The sequence below is a fragment of the Streptomyces sp. NPDC057638 genome (assembly GCF_042800315.1).
Classification (GTDB): domain Bacteria; phylum Actinomycetota; class Actinomycetes; order Streptomycetales; family Streptomycetaceae; genus Streptomyces.
Window position 1 is genome coordinate 1 of sequence record NZ_JBHVHF010000179.1, and the last position, 16,796, is coordinate 16,796.

The 16,796-nt window shown below is 71.5% G+C and carries 14 protein-coding genes and 1 pseudogene; 10 read left to right on the top strand and 5 right to left on the bottom strand.

Annotation, left to right across the window (positions count from 1 at the left end; translation table 11 throughout):
- Nucleotides 1–102: 102 nt before the first annotated feature.
- Nucleotides 103–318, top strand: a complete 216-nt coding sequence (locus tag ACFVIM_RS22575) for a hypothetical protein (RefSeq protein WP_384304090.1) — start codon at nt 103–105, stop codon at nt 316–318.
- 83 nt (nt 319–401) lie between these two features.
- Here ACFVIM_RS22575 and ACFVIM_RS22580 read toward each other — a convergent pair whose 3' ends face one another.
- Together ACFVIM_RS22580 and ACFVIM_RS22585 are read right to left on the bottom strand one after the other, a co-directional pair.
- On the bottom strand, nt 402–1,019 hold the full coding sequence (locus ACFVIM_RS22580) for a histidine phosphatase family protein (protein ID WP_384304092.1): 618 nt from the start codon (nt 1,017–1,019) through the stop codon (nt 402–404).
- Nucleotides 1,016–2,380, bottom strand: coding sequence for an FGGY-family carbohydrate kinase (locus ACFVIM_RS22585; RefSeq protein ID WP_384304094.1), 1,365 nt, complete (start codon nt 2,378–2,380; stop codon nt 1,016–1,018). The genes ACFVIM_RS22580 and ACFVIM_RS22585 overlap by 4 nt, the downstream gene beginning before the upstream one ends.
- Nucleotides 2,381–2,824: 444 nt before the next feature.
- Between ACFVIM_RS22585 and ACFVIM_RS22590 the strand changes: the two genes are divergently transcribed.
- The 4 genes from ACFVIM_RS22590 (at nt 2,825) to ACFVIM_RS22605 (ending at nt 7,419) form a co-directional block, all read left to right on the top strand.
- Nucleotides 2,825–3,838 carry a 2-hydroxyacid dehydrogenase gene (locus tag ACFVIM_RS22590; RefSeq protein WP_384304096.1) on the top strand — a complete coding sequence of 338 codons (1,014 nt, stop codon included), beginning with the start codon at nt 2,825–2,827 and terminating at the stop codon, nt 3,836–3,838.
- A gap of 79 nt (nt 3,839–3,917) precedes the next feature.
- Entirely contained in the window at nt 3,918–5,318 is a 1,401-nt protein-coding gene (locus tag ACFVIM_RS22595; protein WP_384304120.1) for an FGGY family carbohydrate kinase, read from the top strand.
- Nucleotides 5,315–6,382, top strand: coding sequence for a glycerophosphodiester phosphodiesterase family protein (locus tag ACFVIM_RS22600; RefSeq protein ID WP_384304123.1), 1,068 nt, complete (start codon nt 5,315–5,317; stop codon nt 6,380–6,382). Before ACFVIM_RS22595 ends, ACFVIM_RS22600 begins: the two co-directional genes overlap by 4 nt.
- A gap of 398 nt (nt 6,383–6,780) precedes the next feature.
- Nucleotides 6,781–7,419 (top strand): superoxide dismutase, encoded by a 639-nt coding sequence (locus tag ACFVIM_RS22605; RefSeq protein ID WP_384304098.1) that lies wholly within the window; start codon nt 6,781–6,783, stop codon nt 7,417–7,419.
- 160 nt (nt 7,420–7,579) lie between these two features.
- Here the strand turns inward: ACFVIM_RS22605 and ACFVIM_RS22610 are convergent, their stop codons facing one another.
- Nucleotides 7,580–8,215 (bottom strand): DsbA family protein, encoded by a 636-nt coding sequence (locus ACFVIM_RS22610; RefSeq protein WP_384304101.1) that lies wholly within the window; start codon nt 8,213–8,215, stop codon nt 7,580–7,582.
- A 149-nt stretch (nt 8,216–8,364) separates the two neighbouring features.
- Here ACFVIM_RS22610 and pepN point away from each other — a divergent pair, with 149 nt between their 5' ends.
- Nucleotides 8,365–10,929 carry an aminopeptidase N gene (pepN, locus tag ACFVIM_RS22615; RefSeq protein ID WP_384304104.1) on the top strand — a complete coding sequence of 855 codons (2,565 nt, stop codon included), beginning with the start codon at nt 8,365–8,367 and terminating at the stop codon, nt 10,927–10,929.
- 173 nt (nt 10,930–11,102) lie between these two features.
- Nucleotides 11,103–12,236, top strand: coding sequence for a methyltransferase domain-containing protein (locus ACFVIM_RS22620; RefSeq protein ID WP_384304106.1), 1,134 nt, complete (start codon nt 11,103–11,105; stop codon nt 12,234–12,236).
- 66 nt (nt 12,237–12,302) lie between these two features.
- Here ACFVIM_RS22620 and ACFVIM_RS22625 read toward each other — a convergent pair whose 3' ends face one another.
- Nucleotides 12,303–13,556, bottom strand: a complete 1,254-nt coding sequence (locus ACFVIM_RS22625) for a helix-turn-helix domain-containing protein (RefSeq protein ID WP_384304109.1) — start codon at nt 13,554–13,556, stop codon at nt 12,303–12,305.
- A gap of 437 nt (nt 13,557–13,993) precedes the next feature.
- On the opposite strand from ACFVIM_RS22625, the gene tgmA reads away from it, so the two are divergent.
- The 3 genes from tgmA to tgmC are packed head-to-tail and all read left to right on the top strand — an operon-like array spanning nt 13,994 to nt 16,399.
- Nucleotides 13,994–14,275: a putative ATP-grasp-modified RiPP gene (tgmA, locus tag ACFVIM_RS22630; protein ID WP_384304112.1), complete on the top strand. Its 282-nt coding sequence runs from the start codon at nt 13,994–13,996 to the stop codon at nt 14,273–14,275.
- A 1-nt stretch (nt 14,276) separates the two neighbouring features.
- Nucleotides 14,277–15,242, top strand: coding sequence for an ATP-grasp ribosomal peptide maturase (tgmB, locus tag ACFVIM_RS22635; RefSeq protein WP_384304115.1), 966 nt, complete (start codon nt 14,277–14,279; stop codon nt 15,240–15,242).
- Nucleotides 15,239–16,399 carry an ATP-grasp peptide maturase system methyltransferase gene (gene tgmC / locus ACFVIM_RS22640; protein ID WP_384304117.1) on the top strand — a complete coding sequence of 387 codons (1,161 nt, stop codon included), beginning with the start codon at nt 15,239–15,241 and terminating at the stop codon, nt 16,397–16,399. The genes tgmB and tgmC overlap by 4 nt, the downstream gene beginning before the upstream one ends.
- A 19-nt stretch (nt 16,400–16,418) precedes the next feature.
- Here tgmC and ACFVIM_RS22645 read toward each other — a convergent pair.
- Nucleotides 16,419–16,796: pseudogene (locus tag ACFVIM_RS22645) on the bottom strand (transposase); the annotation flags it as partial.

Consider the following 16,796-nt stretch of genomic DNA (forward strand, 5'->3'; position numbering starts at 1 on the left):
CGTGCGGAGGGGGCGCTCGGCGTTTTCACGTCCGCCCTCACGCGCGCTGGAGCACCCCGTCTCTCCCTGTCGTGGCCTCCCAGGCCGAAGGAAGATTCCAGCATGACCAGTGACGAGACCAGCCCCCGGGAATGGGTCAACCCTCAGTACAGAGACCTCGTCGCGCACTTCCGCAACGAGGTGCGCACCACGGCCACGCGCCGGGGATCCACGTCGTGCGGGGTCTGTCACGGCCTGCGCGTCTTCGTGATGGCCGATCTCTCCACACGGACGCCCTTCAGCGTCTCCTGTCTGGCCTGCAACCCGGGCGAAGACTGATTTCCGCCCCCCTGTCGCTCGAACCGCCCGGCGCCTCCTCAGTGCGCCGGGCGGTTCCTTGTCGGTGGGACGCACCGCACGGGTCAGCGCGTCGGGCGGTTCAGGGTCAGGAGGGCGCAGGTCGTCGGGGTGAGACGGAGTTCGGTGACGGCCGCGTTGTGGAGGGACGGCAGCACCCGGCGGTACTCGGGCAACGGGATCCCCAGCAGCGCGCAGAGCGCCAGCCGCAGCAGCGTGTTGTGGGCGACCACCAGCACCCGCTGGCCGTCGTGCGCCGCCGCCACCCCCCGCAGCGCGGCCGTCGCCCGCGCGGCGGCGGCGCGTGGATCCTCCGCCCCGGGAAAGGGGCACCCCACCGGGTCGGCCAGGAACGCCCGCGCCGCGTCCGGCTCCGAGGCCGCGAACTCGGCCAGGGTCCGCCCCTCCACCACCCCGAAGTCGCACTCCCGCAGCCCTGGTTCCCGCTCCGCCGTCAGTCCCAGGGCGGCGCACGCGGGCGCGGCGGTCTCGATGGCCCGCCGCTGGGGGGAGGTGACGACGGCGTCCACCGGGTGGCGGGCCGCCCAGTCGCCGAGCGCCCGCGCCTGGGCGCGGCCCTCGTCGGTGAGGCCGACCTCGCTGACGCCCGCGTACCGGTTCTCGGCGTGCCAGACGGTCTGTCCGTGCCGGGCCAGCAGCAGCCGGGTACCGCTCGCGCTCATCGTGTCTCCTCCGTCCGCCGCCTGGCGTGGGCGGCCAGCGGGCCCGGTAGCCAGCCCCGCCGTTCGAGTGCGTCCACCAGCGTCAGATAGGGCGCGTCGTACCGCTCCCGTTCCCTGCGAGGTGTGACGGTCTCCCGGATCCGTACCATCCGCGCGGCGGCCGTACGCAGCGAAGGGGCCGCGCCCGCGCCGTACGCGGCGAGGACCGCCATGCCGAACGACGGCTCGGGTACCGCCGGAACCCGGATCTCGCGGCCGAGGATCTCCGCGCGCAGCCGGGTCCAGTAGGCGCTGCGGACGGCGCCGCCCGTGACGGTGAGGGGGCCGGTGACGGGGGCGCCGAGGTGGTCGAGGTGGTCCAGGCAGAGGCGTTCGACGTACGCGACGCCCTGGAGGAGCGCGGCCCAGTGGTCGGCGGCATCGGCCGGGGTGCCGAGGAGGAAGCCGGTGGCGCCGGGGGCGGTGAAGGGGAAGCGTTCCCCGCGTACGGAGAGGGGGTAGGCGACCGCGCCGGACGGTTCGTACGCGGAGGCGAGCGTGTCGAGGGCGGCCGGGTCCGCGCCCGGGAACGCGGCCACCAGCGCGCCCGCGCCGGTACTGGACGCGCCGCCCGGCAGCCAGGTCCCGTCGGGGGAACGGTGGCTGTAGACCGCGCCCGTGGGGTCGCGCGGCGGCTCGGCGGTCACACCTTTCAGGACGAGCGTGGTGCCGAGCACCGCGTTCCAGGCGCCCACCGCGAGCGCGCCGGAGGCGATCTGCGCCGCACAGCCGTCCGTCATCCCGGCCACGATCGCGCACCCGGCCGGGATGCCCGTCTCCGCCGCCGCCACCGCGCCGACCTCGCCGAGCACGGTCCCCGGCGGAACCACCTCGGGCAGGTCCAGGGGGGCGGCGGCGTCGGCGAAGGCGGCCCGTTCCGCGTCGTATCCCGTCTTGAGGGCATGGCTGGAATCGGTCGGCAGCGGGTGTCCGGCGAGGCGGGAGACGATGGCGTCGGCCTGGTGGGTGACGCGGCCGGGGCCGTGGGCGCGGGTCAGCCAGAGCGCCCGGCCCGGGCCACGGCCGGGCGCGCGCCCGTCGTCGTACATCACGGCCCTGGTCAGCGGGCGGCCGTCGGCACCGGTCAGCAGGACCGTGCCGGAGGTGGAGCAGACCGCGAGGGCGCGCGGGCGCGCTCCTGTCCGCAGTGCCCGTCGGCAGGCGGTGGCGACGGCGGCCCACCAGTCGGCGGGGTCCTGTTCATGGCGGTCGCCGTCGCGGTGGCTGCTCAGCGGCGCGGCGCCGGTGCCGAGGACGGTGCCGTCGGTGTCGGCGACGGTGGCGCGCACGCCCTGTGTACCGAGGTCGATCCCGAGCCACATCGAACGCTCCTCTGCTCTGTGGTCCGCCCAGGTCCGCCCCGGGCTTCCCCTGACTGCCCCGGACTGCCCGGGCCTCCCCGGACTGCACCGGACTGCCTCAGGCTTCCCCGCACTGCCCCGGACCGACTGGGGCACGACCGTGCCGGTCACGGCGTACGGGTCTTCTGAGACGTTCTCACCCCGGGCCCCGGAAAACCCCTCACGGAGGATTGACGCTCCTGCTCCGCTGACCCAAGCTCAGGAGCCATGCGCGCCCCTCCGCCGCGCGCGGCGTCCCTCTGACGGCGTTCGGCGGGGACTACGATCCGCTGAGCCCTGCGACCGTCGCCGTCCCGCTCCGATCTCTCCTCCCCCTCACCAGCATCCGCCGCGACCCCCTCAGCGCGGGGCGCGGCTCCGCCAGGGGCACGGGCCCCCCGAGCAGCAGCACGCGGAGGAACCGACATGAAAGTCCTGGCCGCCGGAGACCACTTCATCCGCACCACCCTGATCGCGGAGGCACTGCGGCAGCGGCTTCCCGACGCGTATCTGGAGCTGACCGAGCTGACCCTGCCCTGGCCGCTCCAGCCCTTCGGTCCCGTCGCCGAGGTACGAGAGGCCAGCGACGCCGAAGACGAACTCATCAAGGCCCTGGACGGCGTCGAAGTGTGCATCACCCAGATGGCGCCCTTCACCGAACGCGTCCTCGACGCCTCCCCCGCCCTGAAACTCATCGTCGTCTGCCGGGGCGGACCGGTGAACGTCAATGTGGCGGCGGCGCGGGAACGCGGCGTACAGGTCTGCTACACCCCCGGCCGCAACGCCGCCGCCACCGCCGAGTTCACCATCGGGCTCATGCTCAGCGCCCTGCGGCGGATCCCCGACGCGCATATCGCGCTCGCCTCCGAAGGCATCTGGGACAGCTCCTTCTACACCTACGAACACAGCGGCCTCGAACTGGAGGACACCCCCGTCGGGCTCGTCGGCTACGGTGCCGTCGGCAGCCGGGTGGCCCGCGTGCTCTGCGCCTTCGGCGCCGAGGTCGAGGTCTACGACCCCTATGTGCGCGGCGACGTCCACGGCATGCGCGCCCCCTCCCTCGACACACTCCTGCGGCGCTCCCGCGTCCTCACCCTCCACGCCCGGCTCACCGACGAGACCCGGGGCCTGATCGGGGCGCGGGAACTGGCGCTGCTGCCGGAGGGCGCGGTCGTCGTCAACGTCGCGCGCGGGGCGCTGCTCGACACCGAGGCCCTGTGCGACGCGCTCGACTCCGGGCGGCTGGCGGGCGCGGCGCTCGACACATACGACCCCGAGCCGCTGCCGGAGGGGGACCGGCTGCTGACGACGCCGAACCTGGTGCTGACGCCGCATGTGGGCGGGGCGTCGGGGGCGGTGGCGCGGAAGGCGGCCCGGATCGCCGCCGAGGAGGTCTCCCGCTACACCCAGTCCACCCCCCTCCTCCACCCGGCGCCTTAGGCCCCACTGCGTCCCGCGGGCCCGGGTCCGCCCCCCGAAGAGACAGGGCACGGGAGTGAGAGGAGAGACGGAGATGGGGATCTACCTCGGGATCGACGTCGGGACGTCGGTGGTGAAGGCGGCCGCCTTCGACCCGCAGGGCCAGCCGCTCCATCTCGCCGCACGCCCCCTCACCCTCCACCTCGACGACGGCCGTGTCGAGCAGGACATGGACGAGGTCCACGACGCGGTCCTCGCCGTCCTCGCGGAGGTGCGCGCGGGCCTGTCCGCCCCGGTCGTCCTCGCCGGTCTCACCGGGCAGGGCGATGGCGTGTGGCTGGTGGACGGCGTCGGCCGGCCGGTGCGGGCGGCGATCTCGTGGATGGACGGCCGCGCCCATGAGCTGGTGGCCGACTGGCATGCCTCGGGTCTGGTGGAGCGGGTGTTCCGGCGGACCGGTGGGGCGATGTTCCCGGGGTCGCCGGGGCCGTTGCTGGCCTGGCTCGAACGGTTCGAGCCCCAGGCGCTGGAGGCCGCGTCGGCGGCCGTGTACTGCAAGGACATGGTGTTCCAGCGGCTGACGGGGATCCGGGCGACGGATGTGTCGGACGCGTCGATGCCGTTCCTGGATCCCCGTTCCCGTACGTATGACGCGGTCGTGCTCGACGCGCTCGGTCTGGGCCACCGCGCCGCGCTGCTGCCGCCGGTCAGTGATCCGGTCGCGACCGGGGAGCTGGAACCGGGCGTGCCGCTGGCGAACGGCCCGTACGATCTGGCCGCCTGCGCGCTGGGGGCCGGGGTGAGCGCGCCCGGGGACGGGCTGCTGATCGTGGGGACCTGTCTGGCGGCGCTGGTCGCGGTGGACGCGCTCGATCTGGACGGGGAGCCCGCCGGGCTCCATATCTCCACCGACCGGCACGGCCGCTGGCTGCGCGCGATGCCCGCGATGGTGGGGACGGCGGCCCTGGACTGGGTGCTGCGCACCACGGGTGTCCCGCACGGTGAGCTGGACGCGGTGCTGGCGGCGTCGCCGCCGGGGGCGCGCGGGGTGCGGGTGCTGCCGTACTTCGCGCCGTCCGGGGAGCGGGCGCCGTTCGTGGAACCCCGGCTGCGGGCGGAGCTGACGGGGGTGTCGCTGGAGACGACGACGGCCGATCTGGTGCGGGCGACCTGTGAGGGGGTCGCGTTCGCGGCGCGGGACTGTCTGGAGGCGGCGCGGCTGGGCGGGACGCTGGCGGTGTGCGGGGGCGGGGCCCGGTCGGCGGAGTGGGTGCGGCTCTTCGCCGATGTGCTGGGGCGTCCGCTGCGGATCGTGGCGGGTGAGGTGGGGGCCCGTGGCGCGGTGCTGGCGGCCGCCGCCCGGCTGGGTCTCCCGCTGGACCAGGGCATATGGACGGCTCCTGACCGGCTGGTGGAGCCGGATCCGGACCGTTCCTCCTATTACGCGGAGGCGTACGCGGACCACCGGGCCCGTCTCAGCGCCGCACGGGCCAGGCTCTGACCGTGGAGGTCAGCCGCCGCGCCCTGGTCGCCGCGGCGGCGACGGGCGCCACGACCACCGCCGCACCCGCCGCCGCGGACACCCCGTCCCGTCACCCCCTGGTCATCGGCCACCGGGGCGCGGCGGGCTGGCGCCCGGAGCACACCGCCGCCTCCTACGCCCTCGCCATCGCCTCGGGCGCGGACTGGATCGAGCCCGATCTCGTCGCGACCCGGGACCACGTCCTCATCGCCCGCCACGAGAACGAGATCTCCGGCACCACGGATATCGCCGCCCGGCCGGAGTTCGCCGCCCGCCGCGCCCGCAAGCTGGTGGACGGCCGCTGGGTGGAGGGCTGGTTCACGGAGGATCTGACGCTGGCGGAGCTGCGGACCCTGCGGGCCGTGGAACGCCTCCCCCGGATCCGTAACCGCAACACCGTCTTCGACGGGCGCGAGCGGATCCTCACCTTCTCGGAGGTGGTGGCGCTGGCCCGCGCGCTGGGCCGCCGCCTGGGCCGTACGGTCGCGGTCTTCCCGGAGCTGAAGCATCCGGCGTACTTCCGTTCCCTCGGGCTGCCGCTGGAACCGGAGCTGGCCCGGCTGATCCGGCGCCACCGGCTGGGGCCGCGCGCGTGTGTGGTGCAGTCGTTCGAGCCGTCGAGCCTGGAGCGGCTGGCGGCGGCCGGGACGGGGGTGCCGCTGTGGCAGGCGCTGGGGACGGTGGGTGGCCCGTTCGGGCACGATCTGACGTACGAACGGATGATGACGCCCGCCGGGCTGCGCCGGATCGCGGAGTACGCGGCGTGGATCGGCCCCGACAAGTCCTCGGTCCTGCCGCCGTCCCCGCTGGTCGCCGACGCGCACGCGGCGGGTCTGCGGGTGGGCGCGTACACCTTCCGGGCGGAGAACCAGTATCTGCCCGCCGCCCTGCGCCGGGGCGAGGTGGCGACCGACTTCGGGGACGCGTTCGCCGAGTACGCGCTCCATTACGGCCTCGGTCTGGACGCCGTCGTCACCGACTTCCCGGACCTCGCGGTGGCGGCGCGCGAGGACCTCGGCGCGGCCGCGCGCACGGGGGCCTAGACCCGGACCCGCCAACGCCCGGCGGTGGCCGCGCACACCGGTCCTACGACCGTCCGGGGCACGAATGTCCCAGGGAGTGTCTTCAAAGTAGCGTCGTCCGCCCGGAGGGCGGGTCTGGCGGGGTCTGGTGCGTGTGATCGCAAGGCGGAGGAAGGAGTCAATGCGGTGGGGGTACCTCCCGTGCCCGAAGGGCACAGGGGGCCATTGGCGACTGACGACAACGCGGCGTGGGGGCACCCCCGGGCCGGAGGCCCAGGGGGAGTGCGTGCCAGGGCACGGCGGACAGACGGGACTTTGAAGACACGACCTAGGACCAACGCCTGATCACGACTCGTCCGCTGCTACTGCTAACGTGCACATGCATACGATGTGCAATAGCAGTCGGAGGGACCGGAACCATGGCCATCTACACGCTTCCTGATCTGCCGTACGACTACGACGCGCTCGATCCGGTCATCAACCCGCAGATCATCGAGCTGCACCACGACAAGCACCACGCGGCCTACGTCAAGGGCGCCAACGACACGCTGGAGCAGCTCGCGGAGGCCCGCGACAAGGACCAGTGGGGGTCGATCAACGGCCTGGAGAAGAACCTCGCGTTCCATCTCTCCGGCCACATCCTCCACAGCATCTACTGGAACAACATGACCGGCGACGGTGGCGGCGGCGAGCCGCTGGCCGCCGACGGCGTGGGCGAGCTGGAAGAGGCGATCAAGGAGTCCTTCGGGACCTTCGCCAAGTTCAAGGCGCAGCTGACGAAGGCGTCCGCGACCACCCAGGGCTCCGGCTGGGGCGTTCTGGCGTACGAGCCGGTCAGCGGCCGTCTCATCGTCGAGCAGGTCTACGACCACCAGGGCAATGTGGGCCAGGGCTCGGTGCCGGTCCTGGTCTTCGACGCCTGGGAGCACGCCTTCTACCTCCAGTACAAGAACCAGAAGGTCGACTTCATCGACGCCATGTGGCAGGTCGTGAACTGGCGCGATGTGGCGAAGCGGTACGCCGAGGCCAAGGAGCGCACCCCGCTCATCACCCCGTGACGACTCACCCCGTGACGGCCGCCATCCGGCCCTCCCGGTCGCCCTGCTCGTGATCGTCTTCTCACCCTTCACGCGGCAGGCGGAATGAGGAAGCGCCCCGCGAGGACATGACTCGCGGGGCGCTTCTGTGTCTCCGGACGGGTCTTACCGAGGCACGGCCTCAGTCGAAGACGGGGTCCCGGTCCCGGGTGCGCTTGATCTCGTAGAAGCCGGGGGTCGAGGCCACCAGCAGGGTCCCGTCCCAGAGACGGGCCGCCGCCTCGCCCTTGGGCGCGGGCGTCACGACCGGGCCGAAGAAGGCGATCTGCTCGCCGTCCGCGCCCGGCACCGCGATGACCGGGGTGCCCACGTCCTGGCCGACCTTGTCGATGCCCTCCTTGTGGGAGGCCCTCAGCTCGGTGTCGTAGGTGTCCTTGTCGGTGTACTCGATCAGCTCCGCCGGGAGCCCGGCGTCGGCGAGCGCGCCCGCGAGCGCCTCGCGGGTGTTGCCCTCGCCCCGGTTGTGGAAGCGGGTCCCGATGGCGGTGTAGAGGGGGCCGAGCACCTCGGGCCCGTGCAGCTCCCGGGCCGCGATCACGACCCGTACCGGTCCCCACGCCTTGCTGAGGATCTCGCGGTACTCCTCGGGCAGCTCGTCCAGTTTGTTCTCATTGAGGACGGCGAGGCTCATGACGTGCCAGCGGACCTCGACGTCACGGACCTTCTCCACCTCCAGCATCCAGCGGGACGTCATCCAGGCCCAGGGGCACAGGGGATCGAACCAGAAGTCCACCGGGGTCTTGCCGTTGTCGGACATCTCTCTCCTCACGGGAACAGCGTCGCGTGTCGTGGGCGCCTCGCCGGGTGACAACGCCGTCGGCCATCACCCGATTCCCGGGATTCCGGCCCACAGGGGTGCGTGGGAGGATCGGGCGAATCCATCAGAGATACAGAGGAGTGGCGCCCGTGCCCGGTGAGAACCTGTCCCGCGACGAGGCCCGTGAGCGGGCGGAGCTGCTGTCCGTCAACGGGTACGAGGTCTCCCTGGACCTCACGTCAGCCGTCGGTGACGCGGACGGGGAGCCGCGCACCTTCCGTTCCGTGACAACGATCCGCTTCACCTGCGCCCGCCCCGGCGCGGCCACCTTCGCGGACCTGGTGGCGCCCTCCGTCAGCGCGGTCACCCTCAATGGCAAGCCCCTGGACCCGGCGGCCGTCTTCGACGGCAGCCGGATCGCGCTGGACGCGCTCGCCGAGGAGAACACGCTGGTCGTGGACGCCCAGTGCGCGTACAGCCGTACGGGTGAGGGGATGCACCGGTTTGTCGACCCCGAGGACGGCGAGGTCTACCTCTACACCCAGTACGAGCCCGCCGACGCCCGCCGGGTCTTCGCCAACTTCGAGCAGCCCGACCTCAAGGCCCCGTTCCGGTTCGAGGTGACCGCGCCGGAGGGCTGGACCGTGTGGAGCAACAGCACAGGTGAGCGGGGTACGGATGGGGTGTGGCGGTTCGCGGAGACGCTGCCGATCTCGACGTACATCACCGCCGTCGTCGCCGGTCCGTACCACTACGAGACCGATGTGTACCGGCGCTCCTTCGACGACGGCACGGTGCTGGAGATCCCGCTGGGCGCCCTGTGCCGCAAGGGGCTGGCCCGGCACTTCGACGCGGACGACATCTTCCTCGTCACCAAGCAGGGCTTCGACTTCTTCCACGACCGGTTCGACTACCCGTACCCGTTCGGCAAGTACGACCAGGCGTTCGTGCCCGAGTACAACATCGGCGCCATGGAGAACCCGGGCTGTGTCACCTTCCGCGAGGAGTTCGTCTTCCGGGGCAAGGTGACGCAGGCGTCGTACGAGCGCCGGGCCAACGTCATCCTGCACGAGATGGCCCACATGTGGTTCGGCGACCTGGTCACCATGGCCTGGTGGGACGACCTGTGGCTGAAGGAGTCCTTCGCCGACTTCATGGGCTCGTACGCGATGACCGGCGCCACCCGCTTCACCAACGGCTGGGTGACCTTCGCCAACAACCGCAAGGCCTGGGCGTACCGCGCCGACCAGCTCCCCTCCACCCACCCCATCACCGCCGACATCCGGGACCTGGAGGACGCCAAGCTCAACTTCGACGGCATCACCTACGCCAAGGGCGCCGCCGTCGTGAAGCAGCTCGTCGCGTACGCGGGCGAGGAGGCGTTCCTGGAAGCCTCCCGGCGCTACTTCAAGCGCCACGCCTACGGCAACACCCAGCTCGGCGACCTGCTCTCCGCGCTGGAGGAGACCTCCGGGCGGGATATGGCGGCCTGGTCCGAGGCGTGGCTCCAGACGGCCGGGGTGAACTCCCTGGCCCCCGAGATCACGGTGGACGCGGACGGTCTCCTCACCGAGCTGGCCGTGGTCCAGGGCGGGGAGCGGCTGCGCCCGCACCGGGTCGCCGTCGGCCTCTACCACCACGCCGACGCCACCGCCGACGGTGCCCTCGTCCGCTACGCGCGGGCCGAGATCGACGTCACCGGGGAACGCACGGTCGTCACCGAGCTGGCCGGGCAGCCCGCGCCCGCACTGGTCCTCGTCAACGACGACGACCTCACCTACTGCAAGATCCGCTTCGACGCGGGCTCCCTGGCGGCGCTGCGGTCCTCCCTCGGCGCGGTCACCGACCCGCTGGCACGGGCCATGTGCTGGTCGGCGCTGTGGAACATGACCCGGGACGCGCTGCTGCCCGCGCGCGAGTTCATCGACCTGGTGCTGCGGTTCGCCGGACGCGAGAGCGACATCGGCGTCCTCCAGATGCTGCACGCCTGGGCCCGCTCCGCCCAGATCTACTACGCCGCCCCCGCCTGGCGCGCCGAAGGTGCCCGGCTGATCGCCCAGGGCGCCCGCGCCGAACTGGACCGGGCCGAGCCCGGCAGCCAGCACCAGCTCACCTGGGCGCGCTTCTTCGCCTCCGTCGCCGTCTCCGAGGACGATCTTCGCCTGCTCGGCGGACTCCTCGACGGCACCGCCGTCATCGACGGCCTGGACGTCGACCAGGAACTGCGCTGGGCCCTCCTGGAACCCCTCGCCGCCCAGGGCGTCGCCGACGAGGCCGCCATCGACGCGGAACTCGCCCGCGACGACACCGCCAGCGGCAAGCGCCACCAGGTGCGCTGCCTCGCCGCCCGCCCCTCCGCCGACGTCAAGGAGAGCGCCTGGCAGCGGGTCGTCGGCTCCGACACCCTCTCCAACGCCCTCGTCGGCGCCACCATCGCGGGCTTCGTCCAGCCCGGCCAGCGGGACCTGCTGGCCCCCTTCGCCCCCCGCTACTTCGAGGCCATCGAACGCCTGTGGGACGAGCGCTCCATCCAGATCGGCATGGACATCGTCTCCGGCCTCTTCCCGTCCCTCCAGGACGACGCCCTCCCGGCGGCCGACGCCTGGCTCGCCGCGCACGAGTCGGCGGCCCCGGCGCTGCGCCGGCTGGTGCTGGAGGCGCGGGACGACCTGGCGCGGGCGCTGCGGGGGCAGGAGCGGGACGCGGCGGTCTGATCGGGGCGGTGGATTCGGCTGGTCCGGTCCCTGATGCTCAGCGCTTCGGGGGTATCCGGCGCGATCCGACGTCCGCGTAGCTCGTGCGGCGGTATGACTGGCCCGGGGACGTACCCACCGTCCCCGGGCCTTCGTGCCGTGCCCCCGCCGCCCCAGGAAATGGCCGCTCACCCATGACCACACCCGCCCGTTCCTCCTGGGCACAGGCCCTCTCCCCCGAGTGGCTCCCCTCCTTCACGGCCGTCCCCCGCGCCGCTTTCCTCCCCGAGCTGATGTGGCCCTTCGACATGGACGCGGCGACCAGCGTCCCCGTCTCCCGCGCGGACGATCCCGACGCCTGGTACGGCTACGCCGACGCGGACGTCCCCGTCGTCACCCAGTGGGACGACGGCCAGCACACCGGCCGCGCCCCCGGTCACGTCTCCACCTCGTCGGCGTCCATGCCGAGCGTGGTCTTCCGGATGCTGCGGGATCTGGACGTACGGCCGGGTGACCGGGCGCTGGAGATCGGTACGGGGACGGGATGGAACGCCGCCCTGCTCGCCCATCGGGTCGGGGCGGAGAACGTGGTCACGGTGGAGGTCGACGAGGCCGTGGCGGACCGGGCGCGGGTGGCTCTGGAACGGTTCGGGGCGGCGGTGCGGGTCGTCCACGGCGACGGGTACGCGGGGTACGCCGAGCGCGCCCCGTACGACCGGATCATCGCCACCGCCGGGCTGCGCCGGATCCCGTACGCCTGGGTGGAACAGACCCGGCCGGGCGGGCTGATCGTCGCCCCCTGGGGAACGCACTACGGAAACGGTGACGGGGTGGCCCGGCTGGTCGTCGCGGCGGAAGGCGCGAGCGCGTCGGGGCACTTCACCGGCCCCGTGGAGTTCATGAAGCTGCGGGCGCAGCGCCTCGCCCCCATCGACCATGACGCGTATGTCACCGGCGACCGCGATGCGTCGTCCAGCGCGTTGACGGAGGCCGATGTCCTGGGCGACGACCGGTTCAGCCCGCAGCGGTTCGTCACCGGCCTGCGGGTCCCCCACTGCCACCATGTCGTGGCTCCGCGAGGGGACGGCTCCCAGCCGGTGTGGTTCTACGGCCTGACCGACCGCTCCTGGGCCTGCGCCCTCTTCCGCGACGGCGACACCACCCGGGTCTGGCAGTCGGGCCCGCGCCGTCTCTGGGACGAGGTCGAGGCGGCCCAGCGGTGGTGGGAGGAGCGAGGGCGGCCGGGGCATGAGCGGTTCGGGGTGACGGTGACGGCGGAGGGGCAGGAGGCGTGGGTGGACGATCCGGCAGGGGCTTGGGCGGTGTGAGTGGTCGGACAGAGACCGGGGTGCGGCCCGTCTCAGTCCGCCGTGTGTCGTCGTTCGCCCGGCCCCTCAGACGCCGACCCACTGCGCGAAGTGGGCGATGCTTCCGCTGCGGGTGCGTTCGCGCTTGCGGAGTTGGACCATGACCTCACGCACTTGGGGGTGGAAACGGGTGTGTTCGGGTGCGATCTTCTGAGCCTTCAATAGGCGGTCGAACGCGTGCTCGTTCTGTCCTGTCCAGAGATAGGAGCGGGCCATGTCCACATGCACGTAGAACACCCTGCTCTCCGGCCATTCCTGTGGAATGACCAGGGATTCCCCGACCTCCAGCGCCTCGGCGTGCCGGTTCTGGTCCGCGAGCGCGGAGATCCGGTACGCGCCCACATTGGTGGGGCCGAAGGAGAACCAGTGAATTCCTCGGTCCTGATGTCCGATGGCTCCTGCCGGAGGAACTTCGTAGGCGGTCGACTCCAGCCATCGAGCGGAAATGGCCTCCCCTGTCCGCGCCGCCAACGCGTCTGCCTCGCCGAAATGCCCTTCCGCCTCATCGAAGTTCCGTCGCCGGGCCTCCAGAAGTCCCGCGATCAGATGGGTCTGCCCTCGGGCCGCATCGGTCTCGGGCCCGGCTTCCGCGTGTTCAAGGTCATCCTGACCCAGCGCGTTGAATCGCAGCCCCGTACGAAACTCCCCGGCAGACATACAGACAGTCGCCGACAAGAACCTCACAATCGCCGACAACGCGGGATCGCCCGCGCGTGCCGCCGCGTACTCCGCGCGGTGTACAGCGATGACGGAGAGGTCATGAAAGCCGTAGCGCGCCACGACGCTGTAAGCCACCCAGTCCAGCATCACCAGCGTGGCCCAGGCTCGCCGGTCACCCGACGCGTGTGCGGCGGAGATTGCCTCCGTCATCAAGGACGGAAGCTCCTCGGCCGCACCACGACTATCCTCCACCTGGATGAGCTGAAGGAGACGATCCCGGTCGCTGGCGATCTGCTCCAGCGGTCTGGGCCGAACCATCGGATCATGCCCCAGGTTATGGAAGTTCAGCACTTCCCGGATGGGCTGTATCACGCGATCCGTCTGGTCCTTGCGCAGCTCATCGATGTACGGCTGGCCCAGCAGGTCGGCAGGGTGAACGCTCAGCGCTCTCGCGCACGCCGCCACGAACTCCGGAGACGCCGGTTTCTGCCCGACCTCCACCTTCGACAACAACGACATCGACATACTGGCCCGCATCGCCAGACCCTGCTGGGTGAACCCACGCCGTTTACGTAACTCGGCGATCCGGGCCCCGATGAACCGATCAGATGACTCGGCCATGTCCGGTCCTCCGTTCTGAGTCTCGGTACCGCCACGGTACCCACCCCGGCCCGCTACGCGCAGGCATCGCCGAATGGCTACCGTGCCCGACTTCCCGCCAAGCCAGCACGGGAACCGTGCAAGCGATACCGCCAGCCGGAACGCACGTACGACGGGGGCGGGACATGGCCAGAGACTCGGGGCGGCGCGGACGCCCACGAGGGGAACCGCTCCGGCAGCGGGTGCGTACCCCGTTCGTGTGCCGTAGAGCCAGTTGTCGCTCTTCTCAGAGGACCTGCCCAAGGACCCGGTGTGCGACGACGACCCGGCACGCTTTCTCTTCCATATCCACGGCGCCCCGCACCCCTCAGGGCTAGGGTGCCGAGTGTTCCGCCCTGCACAACGGAGCGTAAGAGGAATGCACCACCAAGGATCCTACGGGATACCTAGGAGGTCGAATGGGCACTGCGGTGCGACCACAGCCATGGGGGGCACGGCGCTTAGCGACGTATCCGACCACGGTTGAACTGCCGTATACCGGGGTCGAGATCGACCCCGAGAGGCAGACGACGCGGTACCTGGATGCGGCGGGTCGGCGTATGGAGATGGGCGACGAGGACGGGAAGCACGGTACAAGCAAGGCAACCGCGTCCCAGACCGCGACCGCCGCAGACGGGGGCGGTCCGCAGCCGCCCCCACCGGCGGACACGGACGCTATCGAAGATCACGCATCGGACTGACATGGCCGACTCACCGGTTCTCGTCGTCACCGCGCTGGGTGATGTCACGGCGGATCTGGTGCTGGACGAGCTGTACGGCCGGGGTGTCCCGGCCGTACGGCTCGACCCAGCCTCCGACTTCCCCGAAACAGCCCAGGTGAGCTCCCGCATTGGGGGTTTCGGGCCCACAGGCACCCTGATCACCGCGACCAGGCACCTCGAACTGTCCTCGGTGCGGTCCGTCTACTGGCGGCGCCCGACCCCGTACGGCGACCCTCGCACCGCCGAGTCGCCCGGACAACGGTTCGCCGTCGAACAGTCCCGCACCGGATACACCGGAGTCCTGCTCGCGCTGTCCGGCGTTCTGCATGTCAACCACCCCACGCGGAACCGCGCGGCCGACTCCAAGCCGGTCCAGCTCGCGACCGCCAGCCGACTCGGCCTAGCCGTTCCAGAGACGTTAATAACGAACTCACCGGACGACGCCCGAATGTTCGCGGCCGAGCACCAGAGCGTGATCTACAAGCCCATCCACGGTGTGCACCTCGCGGGTGAGGACGGGCGGAATCGCACCGTCTGGACCGAGCGTGTATCCGCCGACGAGATCGACGACTCGATCACGCTCTGCCCCCACCTCTTCCAAGCGTGCGTGCCCAAGGTCGCCGACATCCGCCTCGCCGCCGTCGGCAACCGCTCGTTCGCGACCCGGATCGACACCGACGGAGCTCACCTCGACTGGCGTTATGACCAGCGGCTCATCACGTGCTCGCCTCTCTCCGTCCCGCCGGGCATCCATGAGGCGGTCCGGTCCTACCTCGACGCGTTCGGGCTCGTCTTCGGTGCTTTCGACTTCGCCCTCGACCGCGACGGCCGATGGTGGTTCCTGGAATGCAACCCGAACGGCCAATGGGCGTTCGTCGACCAGCCGACAACCGAAGCCATCACCACCGCACTCGCGGACACCCTCCAGAAGGGCACCACCGCATGACCGCCACCGACACCGCACAGAACCTGCGTCGGCGACTCGTCGAACAGCTCGTCGCGGACGATCTACTGCACGACCCCGAGCTTCGCCGCGCCGCCGGGACCGTCCCCCGCGAGGACTTTCTCGGCCCCGCGATCTACCGGCCCAGCGCCTCACCCGGGCACACCGTCTGGACCCCGGCCCGTCGCGAGGACGTTCCGGACGAGGAGTGGCTGCGGCTGACCTACGAGAACACCACCTGGGTGACGCAGCTCGACGGAGTCCTCGCCGAGGAGGCCACCGGCCCGGTGACCGGCGGGACCCCGACATCGTCCTCGACACTCCCCGGCCTCGTCCTGTGGATGCTGGAACAGGCGGGCGTCGCCCGGGGAAAGCGGGTGCTGATCATCGGGGCCGGTACGGGCCTGTCCACCGCGTACGTCTGTGAGGTCGCCGGACAGGAGAACACCACCGCGATCGAGACCGACCCGGCTGCCGCCGAGCGCGCCCGGAAGGCCCTCGCCGAGGCCGGCTACACCCCGGCTCTGATCACCGCCGACGGGCTGCGGGGACACCCGGACGGCGCCCCGTACGACATCGTCGTCGCCTTCTGCTCGATGCGGCACATCCCCTACGGACTGCTGCGACAGATCACGGCGGGCGGGACCCTGCTCGTGACCCTCGCGGGATGGGGCTTCGGCCACGGCTTGGCGCGGCTCACCGCCGACGAGACCGGCGGGGCGACAGGCCGGTTCCTGCCCGGGTACGCCTCGTTCATGATGGCCCGGCAGCACGACCGGCCGCCGCACGGTCCATTCGAACTGCTGCCCGGTGAGGAACGGCCCAGCCGCATCGACCCCACGCTGCTGGACGACTGGACCGGCCGGTTCGTCGCCCAGCTCGCGGCCCCCTCCGCGGAACGGCTCGGCCTGGGAGCCGAGCAGATCCTGCTTGATGTCGCCACCGGTTCACAGGTGCGCACTCAGGTGGAGGGGCCCGACGGGTGGACCGTCTCGCAACGGGGGCCGCTGAAACTCTGGGACGCCGTCGAGGACGCCCTCACCATCTGGCAGGACCACGGATCTCCCCACCTGTCCGAGTTCGGGGTGACGATCACACCCCGTGCTCAACAGGTCTGGCTCGGCACGGCGGACGGGCCGAGCTGGAACCTCCCCGTCTAGATGAGTGAGTCCGATGTTCTCAGTGGTCGTAGGCGATGAGGGAGCGTTTGATCTTGGCGCCGGTGGCCCAGTTGTGCCAGATCCCGGCTGCCAGGGCGAGCAGTCGTTGTCCGGTGCGGGCGAAGACTCCGGCCGGGGTTCTGCCGCCGTGCTGTTCGAGGCTGAGCTGGCCCTTGAGGGTGTCGATCACGGCCTCGATCCACTGACGGACCCGGGCGATCTTCCCGTGCCGGACCGGCTCGTCCTTGCGGTCCGGCCGTACCAGGCGCACCCCCAGCCGCTCGGTGCAGAAGGCCTCGAATTTCCTTCCCGGCGAAGCCTTTGTCGGCCAGGATCACCTGCCCGGCACGGACGAGGCGATGGTCGCGTTCGAGCAGCGCGGCCATCACTTCCCGCT